General features: G+C 73.0%; 14 protein-coding genes. 9 read left to right on the top strand and 5 right to left on the bottom strand.

Going from position 1 to position 22,281, the window contains the following annotated elements:
* The first annotated feature begins 59 nt into the window (after positions 1-59).
* Together ACPPVX_RS09920 and ACPPVX_RS09915 are read left to right on the top strand one after the other, a co-directional pair.
* The gene (locus ACPPVX_RS09920; RefSeq protein ID WP_426574737.1) at positions 60-1,538 is read left to right on the top strand and encodes a ketol-acid reductoisomerase; all 1,479 of its coding nucleotides are present in this window, start codon (positions 60-62) and stop codon (positions 1,536-1,538) included.
* 353 nt (positions 1,539-1,891) lie between these two features.
* On the top strand, positions 1,892-2,308 hold the full coding sequence (locus ACPPVX_RS09915; protein WP_426574736.1) for an organic hydroperoxide resistance protein: 417 nt from the start codon (positions 1,892-1,894) through the stop codon (positions 2,306-2,308).
* A gap of 9 nt (positions 2,309-2,317) precedes the next feature.
* Here ACPPVX_RS09915 and ACPPVX_RS09910 read toward each other — a convergent pair whose 3' ends face one another.
* Positions 2,318-3,862 (bottom strand): alpha/beta hydrolase domain-containing protein, encoded by a 1,545-nt coding sequence (locus tag ACPPVX_RS09910; RefSeq protein WP_426574735.1) that lies wholly within the window; start codon positions 3,860-3,862, stop codon positions 2,318-2,320.
* A 125-nt stretch (positions 3,863-3,987) separates the two neighbouring features.
* On the opposite strand from ACPPVX_RS09910, the gene ACPPVX_RS09905 reads away from it, so the two are divergent.
* Positions 3,988-4,656: a hypothetical protein gene (locus tag ACPPVX_RS09905; RefSeq protein ID WP_426574734.1), complete on the top strand. Its 669-nt coding sequence runs from the start codon at positions 3,988-3,990 to the stop codon at positions 4,654-4,656.
* Between the two features lie 224 nt (positions 4,657-4,880).
* Positions 4,881-5,756 (top strand): MBL fold metallo-hydrolase, encoded by an 876-nt coding sequence (locus ACPPVX_RS09900; protein WP_426574733.1) that lies wholly within the window; start codon positions 4,881-4,883, stop codon positions 5,754-5,756.
* Between the two features lie 192 nt (positions 5,757-5,948).
* Here the strand turns inward: ACPPVX_RS09900 and ACPPVX_RS09895 are convergent, their stop codons facing one another.
* Positions 5,949-7,157 (bottom strand): sterol desaturase family protein, encoded by a 1,209-nt coding sequence (locus ACPPVX_RS09895; protein ID WP_426574732.1) that lies wholly within the window; start codon positions 7,155-7,157, stop codon positions 5,949-5,951.
* Positions 7,158-7,195: 38 nt separating this feature from the next.
* Positions 7,196-8,362 (bottom strand): PLP-dependent aminotransferase family protein, encoded by a 1,167-nt coding sequence (locus ACPPVX_RS09890; protein WP_426574731.1) that lies wholly within the window; start codon positions 8,360-8,362, stop codon positions 7,196-7,198.
* A gap of 27 nt (positions 8,363-8,389) precedes the next feature.
* Here ACPPVX_RS09890 and ACPPVX_RS09885 point away from each other — a divergent pair, with 27 nt between their 5' ends.
* The 3 genes from ACPPVX_RS09885 to ACPPVX_RS09875 all read left to right on the top strand — a co-directional run bounded on the left by ACPPVX_RS09885 (position 8,390) and on the right by ACPPVX_RS09875 (position 11,699).
* A complete protein-coding gene (locus ACPPVX_RS09885; RefSeq protein WP_426574730.1) occupies positions 8,390-9,832 on the top strand; it encodes a PLP-dependent aminotransferase family protein in 1,443 nt (480 codons plus the stop codon).
* Between the two features lie 434 nt (positions 9,833-10,266).
* The gene (locus ACPPVX_RS09880; RefSeq protein WP_426574729.1) at positions 10,267-10,845 is read left to right on the top strand and encodes a sigma-70 family RNA polymerase sigma factor; all 579 of its coding nucleotides are present in this window, start codon (positions 10,267-10,269) and stop codon (positions 10,843-10,845) included.
* Positions 10,842-11,699 (top strand): hypothetical protein, encoded by an 858-nt coding sequence (locus ACPPVX_RS09875; protein ID WP_426574728.1) that lies wholly within the window; start codon positions 10,842-10,844, stop codon positions 11,697-11,699. Before ACPPVX_RS09880 ends, ACPPVX_RS09875 begins: the two co-directional genes overlap by 4 nt.
* Before the next feature lie 165 nt (positions 11,700-11,864).
* Here ACPPVX_RS09875 and ACPPVX_RS09870 read toward each other — a convergent pair whose 3' ends face one another.
* Positions 11,865-13,265: a wax ester/triacylglycerol synthase family O-acyltransferase gene (locus ACPPVX_RS09870; protein ID WP_426574727.1), complete on the bottom strand. Its 1,401-nt coding sequence runs from the start codon at positions 13,263-13,265 to the stop codon at positions 11,865-11,867.
* The gene (locus ACPPVX_RS09865) at positions 13,253-14,659 is read right to left on the bottom strand and encodes a wax ester/triacylglycerol synthase family O-acyltransferase (protein WP_426574726.1); all 1,407 of its coding nucleotides are present in this window, start codon (positions 14,657-14,659) and stop codon (positions 13,253-13,255) included. The genes ACPPVX_RS09870 and ACPPVX_RS09865 overlap by 13 nt, the downstream gene beginning before the upstream one ends.
* Before the next feature lie 83 nt (positions 14,660-14,742).
* Here ACPPVX_RS09865 and ACPPVX_RS09860 point away from each other — a divergent pair, with 83 nt between their 5' ends.
* Positions 14,743-14,952 carry a hypothetical protein gene (locus ACPPVX_RS09860; RefSeq protein WP_426574725.1) on the top strand — a complete coding sequence of 70 codons (210 nt, stop codon included), beginning with the start codon at positions 14,743-14,745 and terminating at the stop codon, positions 14,950-14,952.
* A gap of 302 nt (positions 14,953-15,254) precedes the next feature.
* Positions 15,255-22,223, top strand: coding sequence for an SDR family NAD(P)-dependent oxidoreductase (locus ACPPVX_RS09855; protein ID WP_426574724.1), 6,969 nt, complete (start codon positions 15,255-15,257; stop codon positions 22,221-22,223).
* Positions 22,224-22,281: the final 58 nt, after the last annotated feature.

Below are 22,281 nucleotides of genomic sequence, written 5' to 3'. Positions count from 1 at the left end.
TCGCGCGTCGTTCAACAGACGGGCACCTGGTCCGTCACACCTCCGGAAGGACCGCAGTGATGGCGCAGGAACTCGACTTCGAGACGCAGATCTTCGAGAAGGAGATCATCGAGGTGGCGGGGACCAAGGAAGCCATCGTGCGCGGTGGCCGCCACCTGCTCCCGCTGCTCCCCAAGGCCCTCGAGGGCATCCACCAGATCGGTGTGATCGGCTGGGGATCGCAGGGCCCGGCGCAGGCCCAGAACCTGCGCGACTCGCTCGTCGGCACCGACATCAAGGTGGCCGTCGGCCTGCGCGAGGGCTCGTCGTCGTTCGCCTCGGCCCGTGAGGCCGGCTTCAACGAGGAGGACGGCTCGCTCGGCGAGATGTTCCAGGTCGTCCGCGACTCCGACTTCGTCATCGTCTTGATCTCCGACGCCGCCATGGCCGAGCACTACCGGGCCATCTTCGACGCCCTCAAGCCGGGCGCCACGCTCGGCCTGTCGCACGGCTTCCTCCTCGGCCACCTCGAGAACGTGGGCGACACCTTCCCCGCCAACGTCAACGTCGTCGCCGTGTGCCCCAAGGGCATGGGCCCGTCGGTCCGAGCCCTCTACGTGCAGGGCGCCGAGGTCAACGGCGCCGGCATCAACGCCAGCTTCGCCATCCAGCAGGACGTCGACGGCAAGGCCACCGACCACGCGCTGGCCTGGTCCGTGGGCCTCGGCTCGCCGTACACCTTCCAGACCACCATGGAGTCCGAGTACCGCTCCGACATCTTCGGCGAGCGCGGCATCCTCCTCGGCGCCGTCCACGGCCTGGTCGAGAGCCTGTACCGCCACTTCATCACCGAGGGCGCCACGCAGGAGGAGGCCTTCCTCCGCAGCGCCGAGTCGATCACCGGCCCCATCTCCAAGACCATCTCCCACCACGGGATCATCGGGGTCTTCGAGCAGCTCGACGACGCCGGCAAGCAGGTCTTCAACCGGGCCTACGACGTGACCTACCTGCCGATGAAGGCCGTGCTGCAGGAGATCTACGACGAGGTCCGCTCGGGCAACGAGATCCGCTCCGTGGTCGTCGCCGGTCCCCGCCTCGAGACCTACCCGATGCCGACCATCGACCAGACCGAGACCTGGCGCGTGGGCGAGACCGTCCGCGCCGCCCGCGTCGAGGAGGAGATCCCGCTCGATCCCTTCACCGCCGGGGCCTACTGCGCCACGATGATGGCCCAGATCGACGTCCTCGACGAGGCCGGCCACCCGCTGTCGGAGATCGTCAACGAGTCCGTCATCGAGGCCACCGACTCGCTCAACCCCTACATGCACGCCCGCGGCATCGCCTACATGGTCGACAACTGCTCGGTCACCGCCCGCCTCGGCTCGCGCAAGTGGGCGCCCCGCTTCGACTACGCCATGGTCCAGGAGTCGTTCCCGGCGCTCGACGCCGCCGAGTCCGACACCAAGGCCAGCTCCTCGTTCGTGGGCCACCACATCCACGAGGTCCTCGACACGGTCGGCAAGCTCCGCCCCTCTGTCGACATCTTCGTCGCTTCCTGAGGTTCGAGGCGAAGCCTCGAACCTCAGATCTCCGGCTCGCAGTCGTGGTTCAGCTGCGTCTACCGCGACCTACGGGTTCTTCTCCCCGCCTTCGGCGTTGAGCTAGCCATGCCGTGCCTTCCGCTCTGGGTGCTTCCGGCCCTGGCGGGCCTGCAGCACCGGGCCGCTCGGGCCCTCTCGCCTCCGGCGAACGCTGGCGCTCGCTGACTCGCGCGGCGAACGCTGGCGCTCGCTGACTCGCGCGGCGAACGCTGGCGCTCGCTGACTCGCGTTCGTCCGCGGAGCTTCTGCGTGCGGTTCGGAGGATCCGGGGCGATACTGCGGGCTTCGCCCTACGGAACGAGGTCCTGCCCATGGAAGCGCTCTACACCGCGGTCGCCCTGGCCACCGGAGACGGCCGCAACGGCCACGCCACCTCCGAGGACGGGATCTTGGACTTCGACCTGCGCGTCCCCAAGGAGATGGGTGGGGCGGGTGGCGCCACCAACCCCGAGCAGCTCTTCGCGGCCGGCTACGCCGCGTGCTTCCACTCGGCCATGAAGCTCACGGCCGCCAAGGACAAGCTCGACGTGACCGGCACCGAGGTGTCGGCCAGCGTGTCGATCGGGGTGCTCGAATCGGGCGGCTTCGGCCTGGCGGTCGAGCTCGACGTCCACGCGCCCGCGCTCGACCAGGCCACGGCCGAGCAGCTGGTGGCGGCCGCTCACGAGGTGTGCCCCTACTCCAACGCCACCCGCGGCAACGTCGAGGTCACCCTCCGCGTGGTCTGACGGTCGGCCTCAAGGGACGTCGGACTTCTGGGCTTCGGCGATCATCTGGTCGGCGGCGGGCCGGAGGAGGAAGCCCTCGGTCACGGCCCGGTCGGCGGAGGCGGTGACCTGCTGCACGTAGGCGTCGTGGTCGGCGTAGTGGGCGTCGAGCTGGGCCTGGGTGAACGGGGTGGTGGAGCCGAACAGGACGCAGATCACCGAGCTCGACGGGTTGGTCCCGGTGTGGGTGGCGGTGGGGGCGTCGACGGCGGGGGTGCGGATGCCGCCCGTGGCGATGCCGTCGCCGTCGCGCACGATCGTGCCGCCGGCGTCGGTGTCGATGCGGGGGCTCTGGGCCGGCTTGGTCCCGTCGACCACCCACGTGTGGAGCGAGTCGAAGGCCTTCTGCACCACGGGCTGCTGCGGGCCTTCGTTGACCTGGCCGCACGCCTGGCTGAGGTCGACGTTGACGTCGGTCCAGTTGTGGCCGGCGAGCACGCCGTAGTCGAGCGAGCTGCGGTCGACGTGCGCGGTGCCGGCGGTCTCCCAGGTGACCAGGTGGTCATCGTCGGCTTGACGGGCCTTCACGAAGCCGAGGTAGCCGAGGTCGGTCTCGGTCTCGAACTGGAGGACGGGCACGTCGTGGTCGGTGCGGATCTGCGTGCCGACGGGAGGAGCCTGGCCCTTGGCGTCGTTCAGCGCGGCGCCGTCGGCACCGCGGCTGTGGATGAGGAAGCCGTCGAACAGCTGGCTGGTGGGCTGGATGGCGTCGACGTAGGTGACCATGCGGAACGCCGACTGCGACTCGCCGGTGGCGATGACCTTCTGGACGTCGAGATCGCCCAGCGGCGTGCCCTTGCCGGTCCTCAGCGCCGTCTGCGCGGCCTGGCCGAAGATGTCGTACGAGTACTGGTCGCCGGGGTGCGACAGCGAGCCGTAGCGCTCGGGGTCCCACTCCTTGAGCGGGGCGAGGGCGGCCTTCGGCACGCCCGGGATGTCGATGCCGAGGCCGCCGGGCTCGACGCCGGTCTTCTGGGCGGACACGGCGACGTAGGCGTAGCCCTTGCGCATGAGCTCGTCGGCGAGGAAGCCGAAGTCGGGGTCGGAGTCGCGGCCGGCCGACACGTTGAGCCACTCCACGACGACGGTGCCGTTGAAGTCGGCGTCGTCCTTCGGCCGCCGGACCACGATGCGGGTCTTGTACGGCGCCGTCTTGCCGGTGGGCTCGGCGTCCCAGCGGCCGTCGACCGTGAGGTCGGTGGCCGACGCGTACGACGTGGCGTCGCCCGACAGGAAGTACTCCTGCTCGGTGTAGCGGTACTTCTGCTTCCAGCCCTCGGGCATGGCCAGGTAGGGCAGGTCGTACTTCCCCCCGGTGATGGGGCCTTCGATCTTCGCGGCCGGCTGCACCGGCGAGGAGGCCGCCTTGGGCTTGGCCGGCGCGGTGGTCGTGCTGGAAGGGCCCGGCCCGGTGGCCGCGCCGCCGCTGTCGGATGAGCAGCCGGCGAGGGCGGCGAGGACCAGAGCGGAGGCGATGACCAGGGCCGACGCCGGCCGGAGGTGGGGTGCGCGCATCGACACGGCCTAGCAGCCCAGCCATCCCTCATGCGGCTTCCAAGTCGCCTCCAAGTGGGGGCGCGGATGGTGGTTCCACCAAGCGGAACCGATCCGCACGACCACCACCCCGAAGGAGCCCTCACATGTCCACCCTCAGCGCCACTGCCCTGAAGACGCACTACCGCCACGAGGATGGCGAGTACGCGCCGGTCAGCCGCCGCCGCAAGGCCGTCGCCCTCGCCTTCCCGATCGTGGTCGTCGCCGCGCTCCTCCTCGCCGGCTGCGGGTCCGATGCCGACGCCGCGACCAAGACCACCGGCACGACGGCACCCACCCACGTCCACCCGGCGGAGCAGGCCGCCTCGACCACCTCGACCACTGCGGCCCCCGACGGCACGATCGTGGTGACGGCGGTCGACTTCAACTACGAGGACCTGCCGGACCAGGTGCCGGCCGGCACCACCTTCAAGCTGGTCAACGACTCCGAGTCGGAGCTCCACGAGTTCGTGGCGTTCAAGCTCCCCGACACCGAGGAGCGCTCGGTGAAGGAGCTCGTCGAGCTCCCGATGCCGGAGCTGGAGAAGCTGTTCAGCGCCGGTCCTCCGGCCACGGTCCTCCTGGCCAAGCCGGGTGGCCCCGAGATCAAGGCCGTCGGTGACGGCACCCTCACCGAGCCCGGCCGCTACCTCGTGGCCTGCTCGATCCCGGTCGGCGCCGACCCCGACGAGATCCTGGCCGGCGACGGCCCGCCGCCGGCCACCGGCACCCCCCACTTCCACAAGGGGATGTACGCCGAGCTCACCGTCGTCTGATCCCGCGCCGTGACCGCCGGCCCGCTCCGCCGGGCCGGCCGGTCACCGGTCCACCCATCCCGTCCAACCCATCCCTTCCAACCCGTCCCGTCCACCCGTCCCGACCGACCGGCTCCATGCGGCTCTCAAGAGATCGCCAAGCGGGTCGTGGGACAACAAGACCCAGCACAGCAACCAGCTCGACCGGCCCGGTCGACCGACCCGAAGGAACCAAGGAACCCGTCATGAACCAGGAACTCCCCATCCGATTCTGTGAGCCCGAGCAGGTCGCCCCCGACACGTGGGTCGTCCGCCAGCTCGCCGGCGAGGGCCTCGGCCCCGTCGCCACCTACGTCAACTCGTCGGTGATCACCGGTGCCGAGCCCGTCATCGTCGACTGCGGCCCGGCCATCACCCGGGACGAGTGGCTCGAGACCACCTTCTCGATCGTCGACCCGGCCGACGTGCGCTGGATCTACCTCTCGCACGACGACGTCGACCACACCGGGAACCTGATGCAGGTGCTCGACGCCTGCCCCGATGCCACCCTCGTCACCACCGCCTTCATGATGGAGCGGATGAGCGCCGACTACGGCCTGTCGCTCCCGCTGCACCGGATGCGGTGGGTCAACGACGGCGAGCGCATCGACGCCGGCGACCGCGAGCTCGTGGCTGTCACGCCGCCCAGCTACGACAGCCCCACCACCCGTGGCCTGTTCGACACGAAGTCGGGCGTGTACTGGGCCTCGGACTCGATGGGGTCGCCCGTGCCCCACGAGGTGTCGAACATCTCCGACCTCGACCCGGGGTTCTGGCGTGAGGGCTTCCTCGGCCAGCAGCTCCTGCTGAGCCCGTGGCTCACGTGGGCCGATTCGACCCGCTACGACCGGGCCGTCGACCGGGTGCTCGACCTCGGCGCCAACGTCGTCACCTCGGCCCACGGTCCGGCCCTGCGCGGCTGGCAGATCGAGTCGGCCTGCCGCCTCCTGCGGGAGCTGCCGTTCCTGCCGCCGGCCAAGCTGCCCGGCCAGGTGGAGCTCGACGCCATCGTGGCGATGCTCGTCGAGGCCGAGGGCGCCGCCGCGGGTGCCGGGACCGATCCCGGGCAGGTGGCGGCATGAGCGCCGAGGTCGGGGTCGCGCCGGCCCCCATCGCCCCGGTGGCGGTGCTGGGCGTGGCCCTGCGGACCGCCGCCGTGCTGGCGGTGCTCACGGCCGCCTTCGGATGACCCGAGCCTGGCGGGGACCCCCAGGACCATGAGGCCACGCCTGCGGCTCACGCCGGGGGCGTGGCCTCGGCGCGCGGTGGGCCGTTCAGGCGTGGGCGGACGAGACCGTGGCGAGGTCGCCGCGCTGGGCGTGGCGCTCGTAGGCCCAGCCCGGACCGCGGAAGGCGAAGCTCAGCCGCTCGGTCCACGAGGTGGACGACGCCACGTCCTTGAGGATGTCGATGTGCTCGTGGGTGGCGATCTTCACCGGGTTGTACGTGTCGATGTTCTTGGTGAGCCCGTAGGTGACCGGCTCGGCCTCGCGCTCGAACGTGCCGAACAGCCGGTCCCAGATGATGAAGATGCTGCCGTGGTTGCGGTCGAGGTACTGGCGGTTGGAGCCGTGGTGGACCCGGTGGTGCGAGGCGGTGTTGAGCACCTCCTCGATGGGGCCCAGCTTCGGGACGGTCTCGGTGTGGATCCAGTACTGGTAGAGCAGGTTGACGCCGCGGGCGGTCTCGATGGTGTCGGGGCGGAACCCCATCAGCGCCATCGCGCCGACGGGCACGAACACGCCCACCACGTCGAGCACGGGCTGCCGCAGGGCGGTGGACAGGTTGTAGTGCTCGGAGCTGTGGTGGACGACGTGGATGGCCCACATCCACCGGCTGGTGTGCATGAGCCGGTGGTTCCAGTAGTAGATGAAGTCCCAGGCCACGACGGCGCCGACGGTGGCCGCCACGCCCGTGCCGAGGTCTCGCTTGTGGCTCTTCCAGAGGCGGTCGGCGGTGGTCTTCGAGGCCCAGGCCGTGCTGGCCGCCAGCACGCCGCCGGCGACAGCGGTGGCTCCAGCCGATCCGGCGATGCGGCGGGCCAGGCTGCGGCGCTTGCGGCGGTTCCCATCGGGGAGGGCGTCGTCGTCTGTGGTGCCAGCGGGGCCGGTGGTGCCGGTGGCGGTGCCGGTGCCGGTGCCGGTGGGCAGGTCGGGGCGGGTGCCGCCGTGGGGCAGCCGGCCGCCGGCCTCCTCGCGCTTGGCCAGGACGTCGGCGATGGTGGTGATGGCGGCGGCGCCGAGAGCGGTCGCCACCAGCGCCTTGCCGTACTTGCCGCGACCGGGCGTGACCGGGTCGACCAGGCGCTTCAGCGTGAGTGGGGCGAGCAGGCTGCCCACGCCCATCGCCAGGCTGGCCAGCGTGTCGTCCTTGGTGTAGTCGCCGGCGATCGGGGCGCGGTCCTGGGCCTGGTTCTTCAGGTAGCGGTACTCGGCGCCCATGGTGCTGAAGTACGCCGGGATGGCGATGACGGTGAGATCCACGTGCTTGTCCCCTCGGCCGTGACGCCCCTCATTGTGCCTCAGCCCGGCCGGATCACCCCAACGAGCCGGTCGACGGCCTGGTCGAGGTCGGTGGGACCGGCCGTGGCGTAGGAGAGCCGCATCCAGCGCCGGTGCGGATCGTCGACGCCGAACGCCGCGCCGGGCACGAACGCCACGCCGTGGTCCAGGGCGACCGGGAGCAGGGCCGCCGTGTCGGCCGTCGGATCGGTGAGCTGGGCCCACAGGAACATGCCACCACCCGGCGCCTCGAACGAGAGCTCGTCGCCCAGGCGGTCCTCCAGGGCGGTGGCGAGGTGGCGGGCCTGGTCGCCGTACGTGGTGCGCAGCGCGGCGAGGTGGTCGGGCAGGAAGCCGGGCTCGCGCAAGACGCGGTGGACGATCAGCTGGTTCAGCGAGGAGGTGTGGAGGTCGGCCGACTGCTTCAGGATGGTCATGGCCCGCCGGACCTCGACCGGGGCGACCGCCCAGCCGACCCGCAGGCCGGGGCTGAGGACCTTCGACGTCGAGCCCAGGGTGATGGCCCGGTCGGTGAGGTCCCGCAGGGCGGCGGGCGCGGTGCCCTCCCAGCGCAGCTCGCCGTAGGGGTCGTCGTCGATGATCCAGAAGCCGTAGCGGTCGGCCAGGGCGGCCAGGTCGATGCGGCGCTGCGGGCTGAGGGTGGCCCCCGACGGGTTGTCGAAGTTGGCGACCACGTAGACCACCGCCGGCCGCGCTCCTTCCGCCAGGCGCTCGGCCAGCACGTCGACCCGCAGACCGTCTCGGTCGGCAGGGATGGCGAGCAGGTCGACGCCCGCGGCGCGGAAGGTCTGCAGGGCGCCCACGTAGGCGGGATCGGCCAGGGCGAGCTGGCCGCCCGGGTCGACCAGGGCCCGGGTGAGCAGGTCGAGCGCCTGCTGTGACCCGTTGGTGATGATCACCTGCTCCTCGCCGTCGGGGCCGAGGTCGTAGCGGTCCGCCACCCAGCGCCGCAGCGGGCGATGGCCCTCGGTGGGGCCGTACTGGAGCGCGCCGAGCGGGTCGTCGGCCAGGGCGGCGGCCGCGGCGCGGGCGATGGCGGCGATGGGGAAGGCGCCGGCATGGGGGAGGCCTCCGGCCAGCGAGATGATGTGGGGCTGCTCGGTGATCTCGAGCAGGTCGCGGATCGCAGACGATCCGGCGCGCTGGACGGCAAGGGACTTGACCATGACGTTCGACTCTGTCAGAAGTGGATCATGGTCAACAGGGCCACTTCTGCACGGGTGGCCCGTTCTGCCCAGGTCGACCTGGTGGTCGACGCGCTCGGCGACTGGTCCGCCGGCACCGGCCCGCTGTTCCGGCTGCTGGCCCGAGCCATCACCGCCGCGGTCGAGCACGGTGACCTGCCCCGGGGCGCCCGGCTGCCATCGGAGCGGGCGCTGGCCGCGGCCGTCGCGGTCAGCCGCGGGGTGGTGGTGGCCGCCTACGACGAGCTGATCGCCGACGCGGTGGTCGAGCGCCGGCCGGGCAGCGGCACGTTCGTGTGGGGCTCGCCCGACGCCGGCTTGCCGCCCGGCCGCGAGGGCTCGTCGCTGGTGGGACGGCTCGTCGATCAGGGCAGCGCGCCGGCGGTCATCGACCTGTCGATCTCGGTCGTGCACGAGGCCCGGTGGCTGCCCGAGGTGTCGGTCGGCCCGGCCCAGCTGGCGGGGGTCGGCGCCGACAGCCCGTGGGGCCTGCCGGCGCTGCGGGATCGGGTGGCCGACGGGCTCGGGCGCATCGGGCTGCCCACCACCGTGGACCAGGTGGTCATCACCACGGGTGCGCAGCAGGGGATCAGCATCGCCGCGGGCTGCTGGCTGCGGCCGGGTGACGTGGTGGTGGTCGACGACCCCACCTACCCGGGCGCGCTGTCGGCCTTCGCGGCCGCGGGCGCGGTGGTCCGGCCGGTGCCCGTCGACCGCAACGGGGTCGTCCTCGCCGCGCTCGACGCCGCGCTCGCCGAGCGGCCCGCGCTCGTCTACCTCCAGTCCGGCCCGCACAGCCCCACCGGCGCCCGGCTGTCGGCCCACCGCCGCCAGGTGATCGGTCGCTGGGTGGCCGAACGGCGCATCCCGCTGGTCGAGGACCTGGCCCTCGAATCGGTGGACTGGTCGGGCGCAGCGCCGCCGGTCCCGATCGCCGGGCACGTCCCCGGCCACCCGGCGGCGGTGGTGGGCTCGTTCTCGAAGCAGTTCTGGGCCGGGCTGCGGGTGGGGTTCGTCCGGGCGCCGGAGCCGGTGGCCGCCCGGCTGGTGCGGGTGAAGGCCACCCACGACCTCGGCTCGTCGACCATCAGCCAGGCGATGGCCCTGTCGCTGCTGGTGCACCCCCACCACGGGCGAGCGCTCGCCCGCCGCAACGCCGAGCTGGCCGACCGGTGCGAGCTGCTGGCCGGCCTGCTGCGTGCCGCCCTGCCGTCGTGGCGGGTGGACGTGCCCACCGGCGGGCTGTCGCTGTGGGTCCGGCTGCCCGAGCCGGTGGCGGCCCGGTTCGCCGCGGTGGCGCTGCGCCACGGCGTCGCCGTCGCCACCGCCGACGGCCTGTCGGCCACCACCGACCACCGCGACCGGCTCCGCCTCACGTTCGCCCTCCCCCCGGCCGACCTCCGCGAAGGCGCCGCCCGCCTCGCCACCGCCTGGACCGCCTTCACCCCCTGACCGGGCCCACCTCCCGGGGGAACTTGTTGCACCCGGTGCTCGATGGCGCACTCCCTGCAACAAGTTCGCCCCGTGCCCGCCCCACCCCTCGGAACTTGTTGCACCCGGTGCTCCATGGCGCACTGCCTGCAACAAGTTCGCCCCGTGGCCGCTTCACCCCTCGGAACTTGTTGCACCCGGTGCTCGATGGCGCACTGCCTGCAACAAGTTCGCCCCGTGGCCGCCCCACCCCTCGGAACTTGTTGCACCCGGTGCTCGATGGCGCACTGCCTGCAACAAGTTCGCCCCGTGGCCGCCCCACCCCTCGGAACTTGTTGCACCCGGTGCTCGATGGCGCACTGCCTGCAACAAGTTCGGTGGGGGACTACACGTTCTGCGGGGCTGGGGCGTTCCTCCTCCGTATGGTCCTTCTGCATGAGCGTCCGGGGGTGGCGGTGAGCGACGAGCTCGTGGCGGCGCCCACCGTCGAGTTGTCGGTGGTCGATCTGGGGCCGGAGGCGTTCTGCCGCGACATCCACCCGCGCCTGGTGGGGTCGCTGCGGCTCTACCTCGGCGATGTCGAGTCGGCGCGCGAGCTGGCGCAGGACGCGCTGGTCCGGGTGGTCGAGCGGTGGCCGCAGGTCGCGGTGATGGACCATCCCCAGGCGTGGACCTACCGGGTGGCGTTCAACCTGGCCCGCTCCCGGCTGCGGCGCACGATGGCCGAATCGCGGGCGCGGCGCCGAGCCGATGCACCACCGACGTCGAGCTGGGGCGTCGATGTGGCCGATGTGCTGGCGGTCCGGGCCGCCGTCCACCAGTTGGCACCCCGCCAGCGCCAGGCGATCGTCCTGCGCTTCTACAGCGACCTGACCGTGGACCAGATCGGCGAGGCCATGGGCTGCCGCCCGGGCACGGTCAAGGCCCACCTCCACCAGGCCCTCCGCGCGCTGCGGTCCGCCGGCCTGGCCACCGACGACGACCTCCTCGTCGTCGAGCCCACGACGAAGACCGAGACGGAGAACGACCGATGAGCAACCTCGGAGACAACCTCGACAAGGCGGCGGGACCGCCCGAGCCCGCCCTCGACGTGGCCGGCCTGCAGAACCGGGCCGCGGGCCGGGCCCGCACCAAGCGGCGGGCGCTGGCCGGCGGCGCGGTGGCCGCACTCCTGCTGGTGGGCGGGGTGGCGTTCACCGCCATCCAGGGCGTCGACGGCGGGAGCCAGGTGGTGGCAGCCGGCGAGGGCGGCGACGGGCCCACCAGCACGGAGGCACCCGACACCACCACCGCCACCACGCCGACCACCGAGGCCCCGACCACGACGATCGTCGGGGGCACGACGCCGGTGGGGCCCACCGTCACCGTCGATCCCGGCGTCGAGGATCCGCGGGACGGGTCGTCGACGACGGTCATCCCGCCGGCGACGACCGTGCCGCCCGCCGCGGGGGTCGATTCGCTCCGGGTCGGCGGGACGTACACCGGCAAGGAGCACTACCGGCTCGACGCCACCGAGTGCCGCGCATCGGGGAACACGATGTCGCACTCGCTGCTGTCGACCCTCACCGTCACGGCCGACTACGACGGCACGGCCGATCCCGGCACCTGGACCTACAAGTCCGACTACTGCAGCCGCATCGTCGGCGACACGTGGCGGGGCACCGGCACCTTCGCCATCGGCCTTCCGGGCGGCGAGACGCTGACCGGCACGGTCGACGACGAGACCGCCTACCCCACCGAGGGCGAGCCCTACACCGTGAAGATCACGTCGGGGTCCGGCCGGTACGAGGGAGCCACGGGGGTCTGCCAGCTGACGGTGCACATCAGCGACAAGGCGTTCGGCTCCCAGACCCAGAGCGGCGACTTCAAGTGCGAGATCTCCACCTGACCTGCGCCTGATCCGGTCGCCCGAGGGCCGGAACTTGTTGCGGTGAGTGTCGGATGGAGCACTGGCTGCAACAAGTTCGTGCCCTGTTCGGGGCCCGGGCCCATCTTGTTGCACGGGGTGTTCCATGCAGCACTGGCTGCAACAAGTTCGTCGGGGCGGGAGTGGTCAGGCCGGGGCGGGAACCGTGGCCTGGAGGTCGGCGAAGGCCTGCTCGATGTGGCGGGTGAGGGCGGCGGGGTCCTGGAGGGCGTCGGCGAAGGCGAGGATGCCGAGGAGGAGGCGGTCGCCGTAGCTCCAGAGCATCACGTTGAGGCCGACGCCGTTGCTGGGCGGACCGTCGATGTAGAGGTCGACGACGTCGCAGCCGAGCAGCGTGAACGGCTCGGCCGGGCCCCGGATGTTGGAGATGAGCACGTTGGCGTCGACGAGGCCGTCGCTGTCCTGCAGCCGCTTGATGAGCGCCTTGGCGCCGGGCTCGCTGACGAACGGCGGCACGAAGTCGAGCCAGGCGGGGAGCAGCTCGGGGCCGAGCATGGTGAGCTGCGCCTTGGCCTCGGCGGCGACCGAGCTGATCGTGGCGAGGCGCTCGGCGGGGTCGACCACGTCGGTGGCGAGCGAGGTGGTGAAGCTCCAGAACCGGTTGCCGGCCTGGCGGACGGGTGCGTCGGCCGCTTCGTACGACACGGGGACGCTGGCGAGCAGCGGGAGGTCGGGGAGCTCGTCGCGCTCGTGCAGGTAGCCGCGCAGGGCGCCGGCCACCGTGGCCAGGACGACGTCGTTGAGCGTGACGCCGGCATCGTCCTTCACCCGCTTCACCTCGGCGAGCGGGAGCTCGGCACGGGCGTACTCGCGGGGTGCGGTGAAGGCGTCGTTGAGCGCGCCGTTGGGGGCGGCACCGCTGAACTCGGGCACCGCCACCGTGGCCTGGGCCCGCCGGGCCTTGACCGCGTCGAGGCCGCGCTTGGTGCGGGCGGCGAGGCCGGGGATGCGCAGCAGGGAGCGGAGGTGGTCGAGCAGGGCCAGCACCACGAGGGCGACGCGGCCGGGGATGGGCTCGGGGGCCCACGGGATCGGCTCGCCGGGGATCGGGTCGGTGGGGGCGTCGGAGAAGACCCGGGAGAACGTGGTGAACGCGGCGACGCCGTCGGCGAGGCAGTGGTGGTACTTCAGGATCAGCGCCTGCTCGCCACCGGGGAGGCCGTGGACCAGCGTGAGCTGCCACAGCGGGTGCCGGCGGTCGAGGTGCTTCTCGGCGAGCAGCGCGAACAGGTCGTCGGTGGTCTGGCCGGGGGCCAGGGTGGCCTCGCGCAGGTGGAAGTCGAGCTCGAAGCGGGGGTCTCGCACGCACACCGGGTGGTGCAGGCCGAACGGCACGGGGACGATCCGCCACCGGAACGACGGGAGCTGGTCGAGGCGGTCGGCGATGTGGGTGCGCACGTCCTCGATGGTGAGCGCGGCGGCCCCTCCGTCGGGAGCGCGCAGCGTGCCGATGGCGATGGTGTTCATCGCCTGCTCGGGCTGCTCCATCGACAAGAAGCCGGCGTCTTCTCCGCTCAGCCGATGCATGCGCGCAGCTCCTCGAGCGAGGTGTGGAACCGGTGGGCCAGGTCTCGGGGGGCGTCGATCGTGACGGGGCTGCCGACGATGGTGACGTGGAGCTCGTCCTGGTAGCCGACCACGGTGATGTTGAGGCCGGTGTCGTCGCCGATCGGCCCCGACAGGTACACGTGGCGGACTCGGTGCTCGCCGATGCGCCAGTCGTTGGCGGGTACCCGCACGTTCGACACCAGCACGTTGAAGTCGGCCTTGTCGGGGTTGCGGGCGCTGCGCTTCACCATCGTGCGCGCCGCGGGCCGGCCGACGAGCGGGGGCATCCGGTCGAGCCACTCCGTGAGGGTGTCGTGGCCCTGCATGGCCAGCTGGAGCTTGGCCTCGGCGGTGCTGGCGCTGATGGCCAGCAGCCGCTCGACCGGGTCCTCGATGTCGGTGTGGAGCAGGGCGAAGAAGTTGGCGAAGCGGTTGCCCCACTGGCGCGGCGGCGTGCCGGGCGGATCGCCCGAGACGGGCACGTTGGCCACCAGCGCCTTCGCCGGGAGCTCGCCCCGATCGAGCAGGTACGACCGCAGGGCGCCGGCCACGATGGCCAGGGCCACGTCGTTGAGGGTGGCGCCGGTGGGCTTGCGCAGCTCTTGGAGCTCGGGCAGGGGGAGGATGGTGCGGGCGTAGGTGCGCTCGGCGGGACCGGGACGGTTGAGGATGCTGCCGGGCGCGTCGCCCATGGGTCGGGGCACCTCGGCCACGGCCTCTTCGCGCCGGGCCTCCACCGTCTCGAAGATGTGCTTGGTGGACTTCACCATGCCCGGGATCTGGCGCCAGTTGTGGGCCTGCTCGCGGGCGGCCTGGCGCAGCAGCGTGCGCCGGGTGGGCGGGGGTGGGACCGGCGGCAGGGCGGCAGGCCGGGGCAGCTCGCCGGCGGCGTCGCCGAGGAGCAGGTCGAGCGTGTGGAGGAGGGCCGCGCCATCGCACAGCGAGTGGTGGAGCCGGTAGATCAGGGCCTGGCGCGCCTCGCCCGGCCCGGTGAGCCCGTCGACCAGGATCAGCTGCCAGAGCGGGTGGCGCAGGTCGAGGCGCTGGGGCTCGATCTCGGCCATGAGCGCGTCGACCTCGGCCGGTCCTCCCGGTGCGGGGAGGACCCGGTGGCGGATGTGGTCGTCGACGTCGAACTCGGGATCCTCGATCCACACCGGGTGGTGGATGCCGAGCGGGACCGCCTGCAGGCGCCACCGCCACGACGGGAGCAGGTGGATGCGGTCGGTGACCCGCTGGCGGATGTCGGCGACGGTGAGCAGCGGCGCATCGGGGCTCGACGCGACGAGCTCGGTCAGGTCGACGCAGACCGAGGTCTGCTCCTCGGTCTCGATGAAGAGGAACCCGGCGTCGCTACCCCCCAATCGCTGCACGCCGGTCAGCATGCCAGGCGCTCGGGGTGCGGTCGCACCGGCGCTGGCCGGGACCGGATCGACCACCGGCCACACTGGTCCCCATGTGGCTGTTCGGGATCGCGCTGGTGGTCCTCGGGGTCTTCGGGATGGTGGCCATCCGGTTCGCGATCGGCCGGTACGGCCCGGGTGGCGGGGTGCCGGGGCCCGCAGGCGAGGAGCGGGCCCAGCAGAACTACGCCCTGGCCAGGTGGATCGCCATCGCCGGCGCCGCCGTCCTGGTCCTCGACACCCTGTGGTGGATGTTCTCCTGACGGCCGGCCAGGGTGACGGTGCCCTCCCCCTCCGGCGGGCGGCGGGAGGGCTCCCCGGGGCGGGTCCTGCCGCTGGGAGCGAATGTTCTCGCACGTCAGGTGCAAAAACGGAGCGATTGCTCGGTGTTCACCTTCCGGGAGCAAGATGTCACGCAGCGTTGACGCGGCCCTTTCGGGATTCGGGGGGTCGCGGTGTACCGTTCAGGGCCGTTCGGCCCATGCGCGGCCGTACGTCTCATGCCATGTTCCGGGGGGAATCGGGTGCATCTTCAGCTGACGCAAGTTCACGTCGATGATCAGTCATGAGCGCTGACACCCGCCGGGTCCTCGTGGCCGACCCGTGCGGTCGCTCGAACCCCCGCCTCGTCGCGGCCGGCGGCCGCGCCGGCGGCATCGGCGTGCTCGACGTGTCCGGGACCGACGACGTGGTCGCCCTCGCCGCGGAGCTGGCTCGACGGAACGTGACCGACTGGTGGCTGCGCCCGACGGCGAGCCTCAGCCTCGCCGCCGTGTCGGCCCCCGGTGTGAAGCAGGCGCACGCGCCGAGCGCCGTGGTGGTCACCGCCGACGGTCACGACCTGGCGTCGTTCATCGCGCTGGTCGACGGCTGGTCGACCGTGGCACCCGACGTGATCGCCCAGGTGGTCTCGCGCGCCGAGGGCGAGCTGGCCAAGGCCGCCGGCGTGTCCGGTCTCATCGCGTCGGGCTGCGAGGCCGGCGGACGGGTGGGCGACACCGAGGCGTTCGTCCTCTTCCAGCAGCTGGTCGACCTCGGCGTGCCCGTGTGGGTGCGAGGTGGGATCGGCCTCCACACCGCCGCCGCGGTGGTCGCCGGGGGCGGCGCCGGGGTGCTGGTCGACTCGCAGCTCGCCCTGCTGCGCGAGGGCGGCCTCCCGCTCGACGTGCGCCGGGCGATCGAGGCCATGGACGGCAGCGAGACCCGCGTCATCGGTGGCCACCGCGTCTACACCCGACCTGATCTGCCGGCCGCGGCCCTGGCCGAGACCACCAGCGCGGACGAGGTGGCTTCCTTCCTGGGCGCCGACCTCCGCACCGAGCTGGTGCCCGTGGGCCAAGACGGCGGGTTCGCCGCCGGCCTGGCCGCGCGCTTCGCCACCGTCGGCGGCGTGGTGCAGGCCCTGCAGGCCTCGATCGACGGCCACCTGGCGGCGGCGGCCGCCGACCCGCCGCTGGCCGAAGGCAAGGGCGTGGCGGCCGCCCACGGCACCCGCTACCCCATCGCCCAGGGGCCGATGACCCGCGTCAGCGACCGGGCCGAGTTCGCCGCGTCGGTGGCCGACGGCGGTGGCCTCCCGTTCCTGGCGCTGGCGCTGCTGCGCGGCCCCGAGGTGCGCGAGCTGCTGGTCCAGACCAAGGAGCTGCTGGGCGACCGGCCGTGGGGTGTCGGCGTCCTCGGGTTCGTCCCCGCCGAGCTGCGCGCCGAGCAGCTCGAAGCCGTCCACGACGTGGCGCCGCCGCACGCGCTCATCGCCGGTGGCCGACCCAGCCAGGCCACCTCGCTCGAGGCCGCGGGCATCGACACCTACCTCCACGTCCCGTCGCCGGGCCTGCTCGACCGCTTCCTCAAGGACGGCGCCCGCAAGTTCGTGTTCGAGGGCCGCGAGTGCGGCGGCCACGTCGGCCCCCGTTCGTCGTTCGCGCTCTGGGACGCCCAGATCGAGCGCCTCCTGCAGGTCGACGATCCCGAGCACCTCCAGGTGCTGTTCGCGGGCGGCATCCACGACGCCGGCTCTGCCGCCATGGCCGCGGCCGCGGCGGCCACGCTCGCCGCCAAGGGCGCCCACATCGGCGTGCTCATGGGCACCGCCTACCTGTTCACCGAGGAGTCGGTGGCGTCGGGCGCCATCCAGCCGGCGTTCCAGGACGTGGCCGTCACGTGCGCCACCACGGTGCTGCTCGAGACGGCACCGGGCCACGCCACCCGCTGCGTCGAGACCGAGTTCGTGCGGGCCTTCGCCGCCCGCCACGACGAGCTGGTCGAGCAGGGCGTCGACCCCAAGGCCCGCTGGGCCGAGCTCGAGAGCCTCAACCTCGGCCGCCTCCGCATCGCGTCGAAGGCCCTGGTGCGCGACGAGTCCGGCGTGCGCTCGGCCGACGAGGAGGAGCAGCGCCGCGAGGGCATGTACATGATCGGCGAGGTCGCCACCCTCCGCCACGAGGTCACCACCGTCGCCGCCCTCCACGACGACGTGAGCGCCGGTTCGACGGCGTGGCTGCGGCCCACCGACGAGCTCCGGCTGTCGGTCCGCGAGCCTGAGCGCGAGCCCGATCCGCTCGACATCGCCATCGTGGGCATGGATGGGTTCTTCCCCGGCGCCATCGGCGTCGAGCAGTACTGGGCCTCGATCGTGGCCGGCACCGACGCCGTCACCGAGGTGTCCGACGAGCGCTGGGACGTGGCCCGGTACTACGACGCCGACGCCTTCACGAAGGACGCCGGCCGCAAGACCCCGTCGCGCTGGGGCGGGTTCATCGACCCAGTGGGCTTCGACCCGCTCGCCTTCGGCATCCCGCCCGCATCGCTCGCCGCCATCGAGCCCGTGCAGCTCCTCTCGCTCGAGGTCGCCGCCCGCGCCTTGGCCGACGCCGGCTACGCCGACCGCCAGTTCGACCGCAGCCGCGCCTCGGTGGTGTTCGGCGCCGAGAGCGGCAACGAGCTCGCCGGCGCCTACGGCATCCGCGCCTTCCTGCCGCAGCTGTTCGGCTCGGTCCCGGCGGGCCTCGAGGACTGGTTGCCGTCGCTCACCGAGGACTCGTTCCCCGGCGTGCTGGCCAACGTGATCGCCGGCCGCGTCGCCAACCGCCTCGACCTCGGCGGCGTGAACTACACGGTCGACGCCGCCTGCGCCTCGTCGCTCGCCGCCCTCGATGCCGCCTGCAAGGAGCTGCGCTCGGGCACCTCCGACCTGGTCCTCTGTGGTGGCGCCGACCTGCACAACGGGCTCAACGACTACCTGCTCTTCGCCAGCGTCCACGCCCTGTCGCCTACGGGCCGCTGCCGCACGTTCGACGCCAACGCCGACGGCATCGCGCTCGGCGAGGGCATCGCCTGCGTGGTGCTCAAGCGCCGCGTCGACGCCGAGCGCGACGGCGACCGCATCTACGCGCTGGTCGACGCCGTGGCGGGCAGCTCCGACGGCCGCCACCTCGGCCTCACCGCCCCCCGCAAGGAGGGCCAGCAGCGCGCCGTGCACCGGGCGCTCGCCCAGTCCGGTCGTTCGCTCGAGAACGTCGGGCTGGTCGAGGCGCACGGCACCGGCACCGTCGTCGGCGACCGCACCGAGATGGCCACGCTCACCGAGGTGTTCGCCGAAGCCGGCGTGCCCGTCGGCAACGTGGTGCTCGGCTCGGTCAAGAGCCAGATCGGCCACACCAAGTGCGCGGCGGGCCTGGCCGGGCTCATCAAGGCGGCCAAGGCCATCCACCACGCGGTCCTGCCGCCCACCGCCAACCTGGTGGAGCCCAACCCGTACTACGACGCCGAGACCAGCCCGTTCCGGTTCATCGACGCGGCTCGGCCGTGGCCCGGTGCGTCGCGGCTCGCGGGCGTCAGCGCCTTCGGGTTCGGCGGCACCAACTTCCACGCCGTCCTGTCGTCCTACGACGGCGGCGACGCACCCACCCACGGCGTCGACCAGTGGCCGGCCGAGCTGTTCTTGTTCCGCGGCGCCTCGCTCGGCGATGCCCTGACGGCCGTCGCCGACCTGGCCCGGGTGGCCGCCGACATCGTCGCCACCGACCCGCACAGCCAGCGCCACCAGCTCCGCGCCGTGGCCGCCGCCGTGGGCCGCGCCGGGGCCGGGCCGGTGCAGGTGGGCCTGGTGGCCGACTCGTTCGCCGACCTCGTGGCCAAGCTCGAGGTGGCCGCCGCCGGCAGCACCGAAGCCCGCAACGGCGTGTTCGTCGCGTCGACCTCTGCCGGTGCCGGCTCCGATGGCGCCGACGGCGAGGCGCCTGCGGTGGCGTTCCTCTACCCGGGGCAGGGCTCGCAGCGGCCGGGCATGGCCGCCGACCTGTTCGTGGCGTTCGGCGGCCTGCGCGACCTGCTCGTCCCCGCCGCGCCGTGGCTCGACGCCCTGTTCCCGCCCACGGCCTTCGGGCGCGACGAGCGCGCCGCGCAGCAGGCCGCCATCACCGCCACGAACGTGGCCCAGCCCACCCTCGGCATCGCCTCCCTCGCCCTCACCCGGCTGCTCCGGTCGGTCGGCGTCGAGCCGGCGATGGCCGGTGGGCACAGCTACGGCGAGCTGGTCGCGCTGACCGCGGCGGGCACCTTCGACGAGGCCACGCTCCTCACGTTGTCGGCCGCGCGCGGCGACGCCATCCTCGACGCCGTCGAGCAGTCGGGGGGAGACCCGGGCACGATGGCCGCCGTCGAGCTCACCGCCGAGCAGGTGGCCGAGCGCCTGGCCGAGTGGCCCGACATCGTGCTGGCCAACCACAACGGGCCCACCCAGGCCGTCATCTCCGGTCCCACCGCCTCGGTGGAGGCGGCCGCCGAGGCCCTCAAGGCTGCCGGCACCAAGGTGAAGCTGCTGCCGGTGGCGTGCGCGTTCCACAGCCCGGTGATCGCGGTGGCCGGCGACCTGCTGGCCGAGCGGCTGGCCTCTGTCGACGCGGCGCCGCCCGCCTTCCCCGTGTGGTCCAACGTCACCGCCGAGCCGTACCCCGTCGAGGTGCCCGGTGCCGTCGCCGACCTGCTTGCCCTCCAGGTCACGAGCGGCGTGCGCTTCGTCGACCAGATCGAGTCGATGTATGCCGCCGGTGCCCGCGTCTTCGTCGAGGCCGGGCCGGGCCGGGTGCTCACCCAGCAGGTCGGCAAGATCCTCGGCGACCGCCCGCACGCCATGGTGGCCACCGATGTCGCCGGCGAGCACGGCGTCCGCCGCCTGCTCCTCGCCCTCGCCGAGCTCGCCACCCTCGGGGTGCCCGTGGATGCGGCGCCGCTGTTCGACGGCCGTGCCGAGCCCGCCGATCTGGCCGCTCTCCCCGCCAAGGCGCCCGGCTGGCAGATCGACGGCGCGTTCATCCGCACCGCCGACGGCGCGGTCCTGCGCAACAGCCTCCAGCCCGCCAACACGCTCCCCGCACTCGAGCTCGAAGGGTTCTCCCAGATGTCGAACGGCCATGACGACGCCAGCACCGTGGTGCTCGAGTACCTCCGGAACGTGCGCCAGCAGGTGGCCGCCGAGCGAGATGTGATGCTGCGCTACCTCGGTTCGAACGTGCCGGTCACCGCCGGGTTCGACGACCTGGCCCCGCTCGGCTCGCCCGTCGGCCAGCCCATCGCCGCCACCGCCCAGCCCACGGTCGCACCGGTCGCCGCCGTCGCCGCAGCGGTGGCCCCGGCCGAGGCCGTCGCCAAGCCGGCGCTCAGCGGCGCCGACCTCATGAAGGCCGTGCAGGCCATCGTCAGCGAGCGCACCGGCTACCCCGTCGAGATGCTCGACCCCGACCTCGACCTCGAAGCCGATCTCAGCATCGACTCCATCAAGCGCATCGAGATCGTCGGCGAGCTGGCCGAGCGCATCGGCCTCGGCGGCCTCGACGAGTCGGCGGTCGACGAGGACATGGTGGAGGAGCTGGCATCGCACAAGTCGCTGCGCGGCATCGTCGAGTGGATCGAGGGCCTCGCGTCCGAGGCCGGCGACGCCGCCCCTGGCGGTTCGGCCGACGCGTCGTCCAACGGGTCCTCCAACGGGTCCTCCAACGGGTCGGCGTCGAGCGCGGCGCCCGCCCCCGACCACACCGCCGAAGCCCACCCGGCCCTGCCGGCCGCCGCCCAGCGGTTCGACGTGCGCACCGAGCTGCTCGGCCCCGCCGTCGCCCTCGGCGACCTGCACGCCGTGGCCACCGGTGTCATCGCCGGCCACGGCGGCCTCACCGGCGCCGTCACCCTGGCCCTGATCGAGCGCGGCGCCAACGTGGTCGAGGTGACCGCCGGCGGCGACGCCCGCCTCCAGCTCCTGGCCGGGCTCGACGCCGTCGTCGACCTGTCCACCACGCTGCTCGACTCGGGCGCCGATGCCCGCTCGGTGTTCGCCGACCTGCAGCCCGCGCTGCTCGGTTCGGCCCGCCGCGCCCTCGTCGTCACCGTCCCGGTCCACCCGAACGGCGCACCCACCGGCGTGCCCGGCCTGATGCGGTCCGTCGCCCGCGAGCGCCACGACGTGCTCGCCCGCTCGGTGGCCATCGCCGACTCCGACCTCGACGGCGACCTCGGCCCGCTCGCCGAGAGCCTGGTCGACGAGCTGCTCGACCTCGATGCCCCTGCCGCGCTCTCGTGGGCCGGCGGCCAGCGCTCCACCCAGGTGGTCGGCGAGGCCCGAGACCTCTCGATCCACGGCGACCTCGGGCTCGGGCCCGACGCCGTCGTCGTGGTCACCGGCGGCGCCCGCGGCATCACGGCCCGCGTGGCGGAAGGGGTGGCCCGCGCCAACCCCTGCACCCTCGTGCTGGTGGGCCGGTCGCCGCTCCCGGAGGGCGACGAGGACCCGCGCACCGCCATCGCCCCTGATCGCAACGCCCTGCGCCGGGCCCTGCTGGAGATCGGCGAGCTCACCAAGCCGCACGACATCGAGCAGGCCTGCACCCGCATCGAGGCCGACCGCGAGATGCGCGCCACCATCGCCCTCCTCGAGCGCTTCGGCGCCACGGTGGAGTACGTGGCGATCGACGTGCGCGCCCCCGAGTTCGGCGCCCTGCTCGACGATGTCCGCGCCCGTCACGGCCGCCTCGACGGCGTGATCCACGGCGCCGGCGTGCTCGACGACCACTTCATCCGCGACAAGGGCCAGGACGGGTTCGACCGGGTGTTCGGCACCAAGGTCGACGGCGCCCGCGCCATCCTCGACCGGGCCCACCTCGGCCTGCGGTTCGTGGTGCTGTTCGGCAGCATCAGCGGCGTCGTCGGCAACCGCGGCCAGACCGACTACGCCGCCGCCAACGACGCCCTCGACACCCTCGCCCGCGCCCACGACGGCCGCCACGGCTGCCGGGTCCTCAGCATCGACTGGGGCCCGTGGGCCGGCGGCGGCATGGTGTCGCCCGAGCTGGAGCGCGAGTACGCCCGCCGCGGCATCGGCCTGGTCGATCCCGACGACGGCGTGATGGCCCTGCTCCACGAGATCGCCGAGCCCACCGGCCCCGCCCAGCTCGTGGTCATGCGCGGCACCCCCGAGGCCTTCGGCCCGCCCGTCGAGCACAGCGCGGCCGACGACCTCGTCGGTCGCCCCACCACCACCGACTAGCCACCTCGTGCCCGCCGTCGCCCCGCCCCGCCCCGCCCTTCGCTGGTCGATCTTCCCC

The organism is Aquihabitans sp. McL0605 (assembly GCF_049993875.1).
Lineage (GTDB): Bacteria > Actinomycetota > Acidimicrobiia > Acidimicrobiales > Iamiaceae > Aquihabitans.
The sequence above is the reverse complement of the archived record's forward strand: the minus strand, read 5'-3'. Positions and strand labels throughout refer to the sequence as shown.